Below are 12,986 nucleotides of genomic sequence, written 5' to 3'. Positions count from 1 at the left end.
GGACCAAGGGCACCGCACTGACTGCAGATCACCACGTGTGTCCGCCCAGCTACGACAGATCGGGGATGCCCGGCGGCGCCGCGCGGGTCTACCGTGGGTGGACCAGGAGGCGCCATGAGCCAGCCGAGCCCCGAGCCCGTGCCGCCCGCCGTGCGGGCGCAGATCCTCGCGACGGAGCACTGGGGCCTGCTGGCGGTGCGCAGCCAGACGTGGAGCGAGGTGATCGGGCGGATCACCTCGCAGCTGATGTTCACCTCGGCGACGCTGCTGTTCCTCGCGCTGGCCGGGCAGGCCATGTCCTACTCCCCCACCTTCCGGCTGCTGGCGATCGCACTGGGACTGACGCTCCTGGTCGCCGGGACGCTCACGTCCTTCCGGGTCCACAACGCCAGCCAGGAGGACTACATGTTCATCAAGGGGATGAACCGGCTGCGGGCGGCGTACGTCGACATCGACCCGAGCCTCGCGCCCTACTTCATCACCGGCCTGACCGACGACGACGTCGGCATCGGGCAGACCTACACGATGGGCGCGACCCGGCGCAGCGCGAGCCAGGTCCTGGCCAGCGCGGCGATGTTCATCATCGTGGTCAACACGATCGTGACCGCCGGGGTGACGGCTTTCGTGCTCTGGCCCCTCGGCGGCTGGCCGGCCGGGGTCGGCGCGGTGGTCGTCGGCGCGGGCCACTTCGCCGCCTGGATCTGGCTGGGGTGGCGCGCCTGGCAGGTCAACATCGACCCCGCCCACATCCGCTTCCCGGCACGGCCGCCGGCGAGCGACCCGGTCAGCTGAGGACGAGCCCGGGGTAGAGCGGGTGCTTGTCCAGCATCTCCGCCGAACGCTTCGTGACACGGTCCGCGACTCCGTCGCCCAGCACGTACGACGCCTTGCTGGGGCCGCCGGCCTTGGTGGTGCCGGCCTCGGTGTTGCTGAGCACGTCGACGATGAGCTCGGCCACGGTGTCGAACTCGTCGTGGCCGAAGCCGCGGGTGGTGAGGGCGGGCGTGCCGAGCCGGATGCCGGAGGTGTACCAGGCGCCGTTGCGGTCGGCCGGGACGGAGTTGCGGTTGGTGACGACGCCGGCGTCGAGCAGGGCCGACTCGGCCTGGCGACCGGTCAGGCCGTAGGAGGAGACGTCGAGCAGGACGATGTGGTTGTCGGTGCCGCCCGTGACCAGGTTCGCGCCGCGCGTCAGGAAGCCCTCGGCCAGCGACTTCGCGTTGTCGGCGATCCGCTGCGCGTAGCCCTGGAACTCGCTCGTGCGAGCCTCGGCGAAGGCGACGGCCTTGGCGGCCATCACGTGCGACAGCGGGCCGCCGAGGACCATCGGGCAGCCGCGGTCGACGTCGGAGGCGAACTCCTCCTGCGCCAGCACCATGCCGCCGCGCGGGCCACGCAGGGACTTGTGGGTCGTGGTGGTGGTGATGTGGGCGAAGGGGACCGGGTCCTCCTCGCCCGTGAACATCTTGCCCGCGACGAGGCCGGCGAAGTGGGCCATGTCGACCATCAGCACGGCGCCGACCTCGTCCGCGATCTCGCGCATCCTGGCGAAGTTCACCCGACGCGGGTAGGCGGAGTAGCCGGCGACCAGCACCAGCGGCTTGAACTCGCGCGCCTTGGCCGCGACGGCGTCGTAGTCGAGCAGCCCGGTCTCCGGGTCGGTGCCGTACTGCTGCTGGTGGAACATCTTGCCGCTGATGTTCGGACGGAAGCCGTGGGTGAGGTGGCCACCCGCGTCGAGCGACATCCCGAGCAGGCGCTGGTTGCCGAACTCGTGGCGCAGCTCCTCCCAGTCGGCCTCGGTGAGCTCGTTGACGTTCTTCGCCTGCATCTTCGCCAGGTACGGCGACTCGATCCGGTTGGCGAGGATCGACCAGAAGGCGACGAGGTTGGCGTCGATGCCGGAGTGCGGCTGGACGTAGGCGTACGGCGCGCCGAAGAGCTCGCGGGCGTGCTCGGCGGCGAGCGACTCGACGGTGTCGACGTTCTGGCAGCCGGCGTAGAACCGGTGGCCCACGGTGCCTTCGGCGTACTTGTCGCTGAACCACGTGCCCATCGTCAGCAGCACGGCCGGCGAGGCGTAGTTCTCCGAGGCGATCAGCTTGAGCGAGCCCCGCTGGTCGGTGAGCTCCTGGCGGGTGGCCTCGGCGATGCGGGGCTCGACCGAGGCGATGACCTCGAGTGCCTGCGAGTACGCGCTGCTGATCAGGGAGTCCGTCATGGCCCACAGCCTAGAGCGGCTGGGCGATTGCACGGACATCGGATCTCAGCGGCCCTATCCTGCTCCGGACAAAGGAGTCCTTCTCATGCTTGCTCGTCTCTCGGCTCTGTCCTGCACGACCGTGCTCGCGGCCGCCACCCTCCACCTCGGCCCTGCGGCGCCCCTCCCCGCCACTGCAGCTGGGACACCCTCGCTCGGCGTCGCGGGAGGAGCCCGGATGTATCCGGCTTATAGTCCCGCGACCAGCCGGTACGGCGTGCACCCGGCTCCAGGCGGTTCGGTGCGGGTGGACGTCACCGGCGCCGCTCAGGTGTGGTTCAACGGCGTCCCCGACTCCGACGGGTCCACCACGTTCACCGGGCTCGCGTCGGGTGAGGAGATCTCCGTCTTCGTCGACGGCGCCTCCGGCCGCAGCCACTATGCGCTGTACGTCCTGCCGGAGGGCTTCCCCACGCTCGCAGGCACGGTCACCGGCACTGTCGCACCCGGGAACGTGGGCCTGACCCTCGACCGCTTCGACGGCGGGTCCAGCCCGCAGTTCGAGGCGATCGTGGACCGGCAGGGAGTACCAGTCTACACCCGACGCGTCACCGGCGGCGCGGTGATGGACCTGAAGCAGTCGCCGAAGGGCGCGGTCACCGTGCACCGCCGTACCACCACGCAGGGCAAGACCGGCACCGCGCTCGTCGAGCTCGACGACCAGTTCCGCGAGGTTGCCCGGCACGAGACCGTGGGCCGGGTCCACACGGACAACCACGATGGGCTCCTCATGGACGACGGCTCCGTGTGGCTGATCGGCTATGAGCCCAATCCCGCGACGGAGAAGACCGACTCGGTCATCCAGCACGTGTCCGCGGACGGTGAGGTCCTCTTCGACTGGAGCACCGCCCCGTACGCCGCCGAGACGACCGCGACCAACCCGGACAACCCGGACTACGCCCACATCAACTCCATCGACGTGACGGACAACGGCGACGTCATCGCGTCCTTCCGGCACTTCAGCTCGGTCTGGCGGATCGCGACCCAGGACCGCCCCGGCCACCAGGAAGGCGACATCGTCTGGAAGCTCGGCGGGCGCGACAGCTCGTTCGAGTTCGCCGACGGCGAGGACGGCCCGTGCGCCCAGCACACCGCGACGGTGCTGCCCAACGGCAACGTGCTCATGTTCGACAACGGAGGTCACTCGTTCTGGGGTGCGCGCTGCGTCGACCAGGACGCCCCCTGGGGCCCATTGGTCGACCGCCCCACCACCCGCGTCGCCGAGTGGGACCTCGACGAGGTCGCAGGCACCGCGACGGTGGCCAGGACCTACGGGTCGACGGATCGCTTCTCCGGGTTCGCAGGCGGGGCTTACCGGCTCGACAACGGCAACGTGCTGATCTCGTGGACACCCTCGCGCCTCACGCTCGCCAACGAGGTGACCGCCGATGACGAACCCGTGTGGGAGCTGGTCGACACGGCGAGCGAGGCAGATCGCTACACCAGCTATCGCGCGCAGCTCGTGACGGTTCCGGACCGCATCGACCCCGAGGTCTCCCTCGACGGTCCCGGCGACGGCGTCACCGTCGTCCAGGGCTCCAACGTCCCCGTCTCGTTCTCGTGCACCGACCGGGGCGGCTCGACGCTCCGAGCGTGCGACGGCCCCGAGGACCAGCGTCTCGACACCAGCACCGTGGGGACGCACACGTGGTCCGTCACCGCTCAGGACGGGGCAGGTCGTACGGTGACCACGTCCCGGTCCTACACCGTCACCGCTCCTCCGGGCGCGACGCCGGCGTCGCCCGCACCCCCGACCACCGCACCTCCGACCACCGCACCGCAGACCACTCCCGCGCCACTGCCCGCATCGCCCGATCTGGCGATACGACTGCCGGGCACCCGCTGGGTGGGCAACGGATCGCTCGCGCCCCAGCGTCAGGCCGTGCGGGCGCAGGTGCGCGCCGGGCGCCTCGTCCGCGCCAAGCTCCGGGTGCGCAACGATGGTGGCGACACCGGCCGATTCGTCCTCCGGGCACCGTCGACGCTGGCACGGGGCAGTGTCGAGGTCACCTACGTCCACCGCGGTCGGACGCGCACCGGGGCCATGGACGCTCGTGGCTGGCGTACTCCCGCGCTCGCTCCCGGCGAGAGCCTCCGGCTGGCCGTCCGGGTGAGGGCTCGTGGCTCGGCCGAACCACGACGCGACACGCTGCCAGTCACAGCCACCTCGCCTGCTGGCCGGGACCGGGTCCGTCTGGTGGTCCGCGTCCGACGGTAGGTGGGGGCGCACCGGCACCCTGGGCCGTGCCGGGTGCGAGCGGGAACGCCGGCGCCGCCCGGTGCGTTGAAGACGCGTGGCGCTCCCTTCCCTCACCGACCAGGCCGAGCGGCTCGTCCGCCTCGGTGTCCACGACCTCGCCGGGATCCCGGCCGCCGGGCTGCACGAGCTGGCCGCGGCCGCTCCCCCGGACTCCCTCCTGGTGACCCCGGCACCCGCGTCCGGGCTCGCTCCCCTGCTCCGCCTCGGCGACAAGGCGGGCTTCGTCGTCGAGGACATGACCGACGTCGACGCCTTCGCCCCGACCGTGGAGGTCCCTCCGACGCCGCACGTGGTGGTGGGCCTCGACCGTGGTGACGCCTTCGCGAACCGGACGCCCGAGGAGTCGGTGCCGGAGATCGTCGCTGCCGGCCGCTCGCCGCTGACCCTGGCGGAAGGACTGCACTGGGTGCTCCAGGACCCCGGCGTGCTCGAGCGCAACGCGTGCTTCATGACGCCCGGGTCGCGACTGCGTCGCAGCAACGGGACGTACGACGCCCGCACGCCGGCGCTGTGGATCAGCAACGGCACCGGACGGGACGGCCGCGAGCGACAGCACGCGCCGAAGCTGGGCTGGTGCTGGTGGGGCAACCGGCACACGTGGCTCGGCATCGCGTCGTGCGAGCGGCGTACTCACCCGTAACGACGGTGTGACCTGGGCCTCACACACTCAGTTCGGCGGGCGGACCGGCGGACGGCCGTCTCACATCGTGGCGACCGATCCCACATGACGAGATTTCGTCTTGTGGAACGCGTGTCCAACCCCTGAGACTTCTTGACATGGTCTCCGCTTCCACCCACGCACACCTTGTGGTCCGACGTCACGTCGACCTCATGCGCGTGGGTAGCGCGACCTGTTGGCATCGCTGACGCCGCCCCTGCATCCCCTCCGCGCTCAACGTCGCGCGCGGCACACCTCAGCGAACAGGAATCTCCTGACCATGCCTGACCTCCGGTTCACGCCCCAGGCCGCCCAGCACACCGAGATCCCGCGCCCCAAGCGCGCCGAGGGTCAGTGGGCGCTCGGCTACACCGAGCCGCTCAACAAGAACGAGCAGTCCAAGAAGGACGACGACCCGCTCAACGTGCGGGACCGCATCCTCTACACCTACTCGCGTCGCGGCTTCGACTCGATCGACCCCGCCGACCTGCGTGGCCGCTTCCGCTGGATGGGCCTCTACACCCAGCGTGCGCCCGGGTTCGACGGCGGCAAGACCGCGCAGCTCGAGGAGGAGGAGCTCGACGACCGCTTCTTCATGATGCGGGTGCGCACCGACGGCGCGATCCTCGACGCCGCCGCCCTCCGGGCGCTGGGCGAGGTGTCCACGACCTACGGTCGCAACACCGCCGACATCACCGACCGCAACAACATCCAGTACCACTGGATCGAGATCGAGAGCGTGCCGGCGATCTGGGAGCGGCTGGAGGCGGTCGGGCTCAGCACGCTCGAGGCGTGCGGCGACGGCCCGCGCCCCTTCCTCGGCTCCCCCGTCGCCGGGATCGCCAAGGACGAGATCATCGACGGCTCCGAGGCACTCGCCGAGATCAAGCGCCGGGCGCTCGACAACCCGGCGTTCTCCAACCTGCCGCGCAAGTTCAAGACCGCGTTGACCGGCCACCCGAGCCACGACGTCGCGCCCGAGGTCAACGACGTCGCCTTCGTCGGCACGGTGCACCCCGAGCACGGCCCGGGCTTCGACCTCTGGGTCGGTGGCGGCCTGTCCACCAACCCGATGCTCGCCCACAAGCTCGGCGTGTGGATCCCGCTCGACGAGGTCGCCGACGCCTGGGAGGGCGTCGCCGGCATCTTCCGCGACTACGGCTACCGCCGCCTGCGCTCCAAGGCCCGGCTGAAGTTCCTGCTGGCCGACTGGGGCAAGGAGAAGTTCCGCGAGGTGCTGGAGAACGAGTACCTCCACCGCGCGCTCGTCGACAACCCCTCCCCCGAGGCACCGATCGCCCAGGGCGACCACATCGGCATCCACGAGCAGAAGGACGGCCGTTTCTACGTCGGCGCCGCTCCCGTCGTCGGTCGCATCGACGGCACCACGCTCAGCGCGCTCGGCGACCTCGTCGAGCGCTACGACGCCCGCGGCGCCCGGCTGACGGCGTACCAGAAGCTCGTCGTCATCGGGGTCGCCGCCGAGGACACCGAGGCGTTCGCCGACGACCTCGAGAAGATCGGGCTGACCGCCCGGCCGAGCAACTGGCGCCGCTCCACGATGGCCTGCACCGGCATCGAGTTCTGCAAGCTGGCGATCGTCGACACCAAGGAGCGCTCGCGCCGCCTGGTGACCGAGCTGGAGAAGCGGTTCCCCGACCTCGACACCGACATCTCCGTCAACGTCAACGGCTGCCCCAACGCCTGCGCGCGCACCCAGGTCGCTGACATCGGCCTCAAGGGCCAGCTGGTCATGGACGCCGACGGCCGCCAGGTCGAGGGCTTCCAGGTGCACCTCGGCGGCGCCCTCGGGCTCAACCCCGCCATGGGCCGCAAGCTGCGCGCCCACAAGGTCACCAGCGCCGGCCTCGACGACTACCTCACCGCGGTCGTCTCCGCGTACCTCGAGGACCGGAACGACGGTGAGCGGTTCGCCGCCTGGGTGGCCCGCGCCGACGAGAAGCTGCTGCGCGGGGAGCCGGTGGCGGTCTGATGTCCGAGCGCGCGCAGCCCTTCCACTGCCCCTACTGCGGGGACGAGAACCTGTTCCCCCAGGAGGGTGCAGGTGCCTGGGAGTGCCGCTCGTGCCTGCGCAGCTTCACCGTCAAGATGACCGGGATGATCCGGCCGGGCGGAGGCGCCGCATGAGCGCCTCCACGCAGGCTGCACGCGACTTCAAGGGCACCCACACCGAGGGTCGTACGCCGGAGGAGCTGCGCGAGCTCGTCTCCCACGTCGGCGCCGAGCTCGAGCTGGCCCCGGCCGAGGTCATCATCGAGTGGGCCGTCGCGACCTTCGGCGACCGTTTCGCGATCACCTCCTCGATGGGCGACGCCGTGCTCGCGCACCTCGCGTCGACGGTCGCGCCCGGCATCGACGTCGTCTTCCTCGACACCGGCTACCACTTCGTCGAGACCATCGGCACCCGCGACGCCGTCGAGGCGACCCTGCCGGTCAACCTGCGAACGGTCAGCACCTCGCTGACCGTCGCCGAGCAGGACGAGCAGTACGGCAAGGACCTCTACAAGACCGACCCCGACCTCTGCTGCGCCCTGCGCAAGGTCAAGCCCCTCGCCGACACCCTGGCGGAGTACGACGCCTGGGCCACCGGCCTGCGGCGCGCCGAGACGCACAACCGGGTCATCGCGCCGGTCGTCGGCTGGGACGCCCGCAAGGGCAAGGTCAAGGTCTCGCCGCTGGCGCGGTGGAGCGACGAGCAGGTCGAGCAGTACGTCGTCGACAACGGCGTGCTCGTGAACCCGCTCGTGCACGACGGCTACCCCAGCATCGGCTGCTGGCCGTGCACGCGACGCGTCGCTCCCGGCGACGACCCGCGCAGCGGCCGCTGGGCCGGTACCAACAAGACCGAGTGCGGCATCCATGCCTAGATCACTCCCCCTGACCAGCACTTCGAGACGGTCGCTGGACGACCTCCTCAGCACAAGCGACAACGTCGTCGCACCCACCCTGCACGACAGCACCACCACACACGAACGGAGGCACCCCTGATGGCTGCTCCTGCTCTGGTTGCCCTGGCCCACGGAAGCCGGGACCCGCGTTCGGCCGCGACGATCAAGGCGCTCGTCGCCGAGGTCAAGGCGATGCGCCCCGACCTCAAGGTCGAGACGGCCTTCCTCGACCTCTCCAAGCCGAGCTTCGACACGGTCGTCGACCGCCTCGTCAAGGCCGGTCACGAGGAGATCGTGGTCGTCCCGCTCCTGCTCACCGAGGCCTACCACGCCAAGGTCGACGTGCCGGAGGCCATCGCGGCCGCCATGGCCCGCCACGACGGCGTACGCATCCAGGCCAGCCGGATCCTCGGCATGGAGGCCGCCTTCCTCGAGGTGCTCGACGTCCGGCTGCGCGACGCGCTCAAGGCGGCGCGGGTGCGCGAGCTCGACGCGCTGGTCCTGGCCGCTGCCGGTTCGTCCGACCCGCTCGCCAACCAGGCGGTCGCCCGCATCGCCCGCACGTGGGGCGCGCGGCACCGCCTGCCGGTCACCGCGGCCTTCGCCTCGGCCGCTCCCCCGGCCGCCGGCGAGGCCGTGCGCGCCTTCCGCGCGGAGGGCAAGCGCCACATCGCAGTCGCCTCGTTCTTCCTCGCTCCCGGCCGGCTGCCCGACCGGGCGACCGAGCTGGCCGTCGAGGCAGGCGCGGTGGCGGTGTCCGACCCGCTGGGTGCGCACCCCGCGGTCGCACGCGCGATCCTCGCCCGCTACGCCGTGGGCGCGGTCGAGCTCGTCCCAGTGTGACCTCTCACGACGCGAGGTGCTTGAGCGCCTCGCGTCGGGACAGCCCGCTGAGCCGGTCGTTGTGGGTCCGCACAAAGGTGCGGACCCACTCCGGATCGGTGCGCGCGTGCTGCCGCAGCGCCCAGCCGAGCGCCTTGCGGACGAAGAACTCACGGCCGTACGCCGTGTCGTCGAGGTTGGCGACCAGCACGCGCTCGAGCAGGTCGGTGTCGGTCTGCTCGCGGTGGCGTAGCTGCGCCAGCATCGCCGTACGACGCACCCAGAGGCTGTCAGCATCCACTGACCACGCCTCGACGACCGGCGTGGCGGCGGCTCGGTGGTCCAGGAGCACCTGGCCCACCGGGTGGGCGGCGATCTCGTCGACGACGTCCCACCACGCGCCGGTGCGGACGAGCTGCTCGAGCAGCGGCAGCAGGTCGGGGTCCAGCCAGGCGCGGTAGGCCCGGTGCCGGACGAGCGCGATCGCGGCGTACCACTCCTCCCGGTGCTCGGCGTCCTCCCAGAGCTCGAGCACCGCCGCCTCCCACTGCGCCCGGTCGGCGAACCGGTCCTCGACCAGCAGGGGCCGCAGCAGCGCCTTGAGCGCGGGCGAGCCAAGACCGACGAAGGGCAGCTCGGACTTCATGTAGGCCTGCTGCTGCGCGGCCCGCGCCGGGTCGCCGACCCCGGCGAGGGCCGCCCGCACCGCACCGACGTACGTCACGGCTGTCAGCCGACGAGCTGCTCGCGGAGGTGCTCGAGCTGACGGGCGGGGTCGGCGGTCAGCCCGCCGTGCACCGGGCCGGGCTGGAGCACGGTGCTGCGGGGCGCCTTGAGGAAACCGAACCGCTGCCCCAACGACTGCCGCGCGGCCTCGCCCGCTCGCTCGTCCCCGCGGCACACCCGGTCGGTGAAGGCGAGGGCGTCACACACCTGGTCGACGTCGATGCCCGGGTGGAGGGCGCGCAGGCGGTCTGCGTCGACCGACCACGCCACGTCGAGGAAGTCGGCGGACTGGCAGTGCAGCACCACGCCGACGTTGAGGAACTCCTCGCGCTCCGGCCGCGGGACGCAGCGGAGCACGACGTACTGGTAGGCCATCCGGGGGGCGGTCATCGGGCCACCTCCGGCAGCCACTGGCGGGTGCCGAGGCGCGCGAGGAGGAAGTCGACGTACGCCGCTCGCAGGGCGTCCGGCCCCAGCTCGTCGGCACCGTCCGCCCCGGGCACCGGCTCGAGCCACACGTCGGGGACCTCGGCCAGCACCTCCACGAAGGCCTCACGGTCGAGCAGGGCGGCGATCTCCTCGTCGAGCTCCCGCGCCCGACCGGCGCACGACTCGAAGACGTGGCCGCCGACGTCCCACGGCTGAGCGGCAAACCTCGCCGGGTCGGTGACGCCGGAGCGCCAGCCGTGGTGGAAGTAGAGCGACGCCCCGTGGTCGATCACCCACAGGTCACCGTGCCAGATCAACAGGTTGGGGTTGCGCCAGGACCGGTCGACGTTGGCGGTGAACGCGTCGAGCCACAGCACGCGGGCGCCCTCGTCGTCCGCCGCGCTCACCTGTCCGTCGACACCGAACGAGCCGGGAAGGAAGTCGATGCCGAGGTTGGGGCCGACGCTTGCGTTGAGGAGGTCCTGCACCTCCTCGTCGGCCTCGTAGCGGGCGAGCTCGGGGTCGAGGTCGAGCAGCACGAGCCGCGGGGTGCGCAGGCCCAGCCGGGTGGCGAGGGCACTCACGATCACCTCGGCGACCAGCACCTTGGCGCCCTGCCCGGCCCCGCGGAACTTGCAGACGTAGGTGCCGAGGTCGTCACCCTCCACCACCCCGGGCAGGCTGCCGCCCTCACGGAGCGGTGTGACGTAGCGGGTGACCGTGACGCCGGGCAGTCCGGTGGAGCTCACTGGACCGGGTCCTCCCGGGCCAGGCGTTCGGTCTCGGCCGCCACGTCGAAGTCCGCGATGGGCCACTGCAGGTCGAGACCGCGCAGCGTGTCGAGGAGGAGCTGGCCGACGGCGAGGTTGCGGAACCACTTCTTGCCCGACGGCACCACGTGCCACGGCGCGAGCTGCGTGCTGGTGCGCTCGAGCGCGACCTCGTACGCCTCGCGGTAGGCGGGCCAGAACGCGCGCTCGTCGAGGTCGCCGGGGTTGTACTTCCAGTGCTTCTCGGGGTTGGCGAGCCGCTCGGCCAGCCGGGCCTTCTGCTCGTCGGCGCTGATGTGGAGCATGCACTTGATGATCGAGAACCCCTCGTCGACGAGACGGGCCTCGAAGGCGTTGATCGCGCCGTAGCGGCGCTCGATCTCGTCGTCGTCGGCGAAGCCGCGGACCCGGGCGATGAGGACGTCCTCGTAGTGCGAGCGGTCGAAGACCCCGATGTAGCCCGCCTCCGGCAGCGCCTTCTCGATGCGCCAGAGGAAGTCATGGCGCTTCTCCTCCTCGGTGGGCGCCTTGAAGCTGGTGATGCGGACGCCCTGCGGGTCGACGAGCCCGATCGTGTGGCGCAGGACCCCGCCCTTGCCGCTCGTGTCCATGCCCTGGAGCACGAGCAGGACGCGGCGCTCGGACCCGACCGTCCGCTCGGCCCAGAGCCGTTCCTGCAGGTCGGCCAGCTCCGCACCCATGGCGGCGAGCGCGTCGTTCCCCTCGGCCTTGCCGCCGTCGAAGCCGGGTGCCGCGTCGGCCTCGATCGTGGTCAGGTCCACCGGTCCCGCCGGCAGGCGCAGGTGGGCGGCGATGTCGTCCGTCATGGGCACATCATGGCGCACGGCGCGCTGACGCCGGGCCCAGGACGCGGCGCACGTCGAGGGTGCAGCCGACGACCGTGGCGGTGGTGCCGTCGCGCTGCGGCTCGTCGAACCAGGTGCCCTGCGTGAACCCGGCCTTGTCGAGGATCCGCAGCGACGCCGCGTTGGCGTGGTCGGGCGCCGCGAAGTAGGACGTCGCGCCGGGGAAGCGCCGGTGCGCACCTCGCATCCACGCCCACAGCACGCGGGCGCCCAGGCCGCGTCCCACCCACCCGGGCTCCCCGATGGCGTAGTCGACGCCGATCGCGTCGGGGTCGGAAGTGAGGAGCGCGAACCCGGGGTAGTCGCGGATCCGGTAGTCCTGGACGAACCCGACCGACCGGCCGTTGACCTCCACCACCCACATGCGGGTCGGCGTCGTGCCGTCCACCCGAGGCCCGTACGCCGCCACCACCCGGTCCGCGGTCGGCTCGCCGTCGTTGTGCCACCACCGTTGCACGTGCGGCTCCTGCAGCCAGCGGGTCAGCGCCGGGAGGTCGCCGCGCGTCATCGCCCGCAGGTCGACCCGCTGGTCGGGCTCGATCCCGAATCGCAGCGTGTCACCCGACAGGTCGTCGACCACCGGTTCGCCGTCCGTCTCCGCGGCGATCCGGACCGCGGCCGCTGCCCACGACTCTCCGGGCAGCACCGTGCCGGCCAGCTCCCGGTCGCCGTGTCGTACGACGACGGGGCGGGCCGCCATCGCCTGGGGGCCGGGCACGTCAGTGGGCGAGCGCGTCCGGGTCGACCACCGGCGGCAGCACCGACCACGGGAAGTCGATCCAGCGCTCGGTGGTGCGCCAGGAGTAGTCGGGCCTGATGACCGACTGGGGCTTCTCGTAGATCACCACCGTGCGGGCCTCGGCCACGTGCCCCTCGCAGAACGCGTGCACGAGCTCGAGGGTGCGACCGGTGTCGGCCACGTCGTCGGCGACGAGCACCTTCAGGCCCGACAGGTCGACCGCCGCCGGCGTGGGCGGCAGCATGATCGGCACGTCGAGGCGCTGGTCGACGCCGGTGTAGAACTCGACGTTGACCACCGAGATGTTCTTCACCGCCAGGGCGTAGCCCAGCCCCATCCCCAGCGCCAGCCCGCCGCGCGCGATCGCCAGGATCATGTCGGGACGGAACCCCGAGTCGGCCACCTCCTGCGCCAGCTCGCGGGTGGCCGTGCCGAAGAGGTCGTAGGTGAGGACCTCGCGCTCGCTGCTCACGGGCTCCATCCCACCAGAGCACGCCACCGGCAGGGAAGGGCGGTCCGCCGCCGATGTCGATCCCGAGCGTCATAC

Annotated in this window: 14 protein-coding genes; 7 read left to right on the top strand and 7 right to left on the bottom strand. The window is 71.5% G+C overall.

What is annotated here, in order from left to right; genetic code table 11:
* Window positions 1-114 precede the first annotated feature (114 nt).
* Window positions 115-792, top strand: coding sequence for a hypothetical protein (locus ACNKF0_RS10415; RefSeq protein WP_416958127.1), 678 nt, complete (start codon window positions 115-117; stop codon window positions 790-792).
* Here ACNKF0_RS10415 and ACNKF0_RS10410 read toward each other — a convergent pair.
* Window positions 785-2,221 carry a glycine hydroxymethyltransferase gene (locus ACNKF0_RS10410; RefSeq protein WP_416958125.1) on the bottom strand — a complete coding sequence of 479 codons (1,437 nt, stop codon included), beginning with the start codon at window positions 2,219-2,221 and terminating at the stop codon, window positions 785-787. The genes ACNKF0_RS10415 and ACNKF0_RS10410 overlap by 8 nt on opposite strands.
* A gap of 286 nt (window positions 2,222-2,507) precedes the next feature.
* On the opposite strand from ACNKF0_RS10410, the gene ACNKF0_RS10405 reads away from it, so the two are divergent.
* The 6 genes from ACNKF0_RS10405 (at window position 2,508) to ACNKF0_RS10380 (ending at window position 8,930) form a co-directional block, all read left to right on the top strand.
* Window positions 2,508-4,478: an arylsulfotransferase family protein gene (locus ACNKF0_RS10405; protein WP_416958123.1), complete on the top strand. Its 1,971-nt coding sequence runs from the start codon at window positions 2,508-2,510 to the stop codon at window positions 4,476-4,478.
* A gap of 76 nt (window positions 4,479-4,554) precedes the next feature.
* Entirely contained in the window at window positions 4,555-5,160 is a 606-nt protein-coding gene (locus tag ACNKF0_RS10400) for a DUF5701 family protein (RefSeq protein ID WP_416958121.1), read from the top strand.
* Between the two features lie 298 nt (window positions 5,161-5,458).
* Complete coding sequence (locus ACNKF0_RS10395) at window positions 5,459-7,171, top strand: nitrite/sulfite reductase (RefSeq protein ID WP_416958119.1); 1,713 nt, start codon at window positions 5,459-5,461, stop codon at window positions 7,169-7,171.
* Window positions 7,171-7,326, top strand: a complete 156-nt coding sequence (locus ACNKF0_RS10390; protein WP_201936341.1) for a hypothetical protein — start codon at window positions 7,171-7,173, stop codon at window positions 7,324-7,326. The genes ACNKF0_RS10395 and ACNKF0_RS10390 overlap by 1 nt, the downstream gene beginning before the upstream one ends.
* Window positions 7,323-8,066 carry a phosphoadenylyl-sulfate reductase gene (locus tag ACNKF0_RS10385; protein WP_416958116.1) on the top strand — a complete coding sequence of 248 codons (744 nt, stop codon included), beginning with the start codon at window positions 7,323-7,325 and terminating at the stop codon, window positions 8,064-8,066. The genes ACNKF0_RS10390 and ACNKF0_RS10385 overlap by 4 nt, the downstream gene beginning before the upstream one ends.
* 120 nt (window positions 8,067-8,186) lie before the next feature.
* Entirely contained in the window at window positions 8,187-8,930 is a 744-nt protein-coding gene (locus ACNKF0_RS10380) for a sirohydrochlorin chelatase (RefSeq protein WP_299929963.1), read from the top strand.
* A gap of 4 nt (window positions 8,931-8,934) precedes the next feature.
* Here ACNKF0_RS10380 and ACNKF0_RS10375 read toward each other — a convergent pair whose 3' ends face one another.
* Genes ACNKF0_RS10375 through ACNKF0_RS10350 form a run of 6 tightly spaced genes read right to left on the bottom strand, consistent with a single transcriptional unit; the run spans window position 8,935 to window position 12,911 of the window.
* The gene (locus ACNKF0_RS10375; RefSeq protein ID WP_416958113.1) at window positions 8,935-9,633 is read right to left on the bottom strand and encodes a DNA alkylation repair protein; all 699 of its coding nucleotides are present in this window, start codon (window positions 9,631-9,633) and stop codon (window positions 8,935-8,937) included.
* A 5-nt stretch (window positions 9,634-9,638) separates the two neighbouring features.
* A complete protein-coding gene (locus ACNKF0_RS10370; protein WP_416958111.1) occupies window positions 9,639-10,025 on the bottom strand; it encodes a DUF3037 domain-containing protein in 387 nt (128 codons plus the stop codon).
* Window positions 10,022-10,813 (bottom strand): HipA family kinase, encoded by a 792-nt coding sequence (locus ACNKF0_RS10365; RefSeq protein WP_416958109.1) that lies wholly within the window; start codon window positions 10,811-10,813, stop codon window positions 10,022-10,024. The genes ACNKF0_RS10370 and ACNKF0_RS10365 overlap by 4 nt, the downstream gene beginning before the upstream one ends.
* On the bottom strand, window positions 10,810-11,679 hold the full coding sequence (locus tag ACNKF0_RS10360; protein WP_416958106.1) for a PPK2 family polyphosphate kinase: 870 nt from the start codon (window positions 11,677-11,679) through the stop codon (window positions 10,810-10,812). Before ACNKF0_RS10360 ends, ACNKF0_RS10365 begins: the two co-directional genes overlap by 4 nt.
* Window positions 11,669-12,418 carry a GNAT family N-acetyltransferase gene (locus ACNKF0_RS10355; RefSeq protein ID WP_416958104.1) on the bottom strand — a complete coding sequence of 250 codons (750 nt, stop codon included), beginning with the start codon at window positions 12,416-12,418 and terminating at the stop codon, window positions 11,669-11,671. Before ACNKF0_RS10355 ends, ACNKF0_RS10360 begins: the two co-directional genes overlap by 11 nt.
* A gap of 1 nt (window position 12,419) precedes the next feature.
* Complete coding sequence (locus ACNKF0_RS10350) at window positions 12,420-12,911, bottom strand: phosphoribosyltransferase (RefSeq protein ID WP_299929979.1); 492 nt, start codon at window positions 12,909-12,911, stop codon at window positions 12,420-12,422.
* Window positions 12,912-12,986: the final 75 nt, after the last annotated feature.

The sequence above is a fragment of the Nocardioides sp. T5 genome, from assembly GCF_048161455.1.
In the GTDB taxonomy this organism is placed as follows: Bacteria; Actinomycetota; Actinomycetes; order Propionibacteriales; family Nocardioidaceae; genus Nocardioides.
The sequence above is the reverse complement of the archived record's forward strand: the minus strand, read 5'-3'. Positions and strand labels throughout refer to the sequence as shown.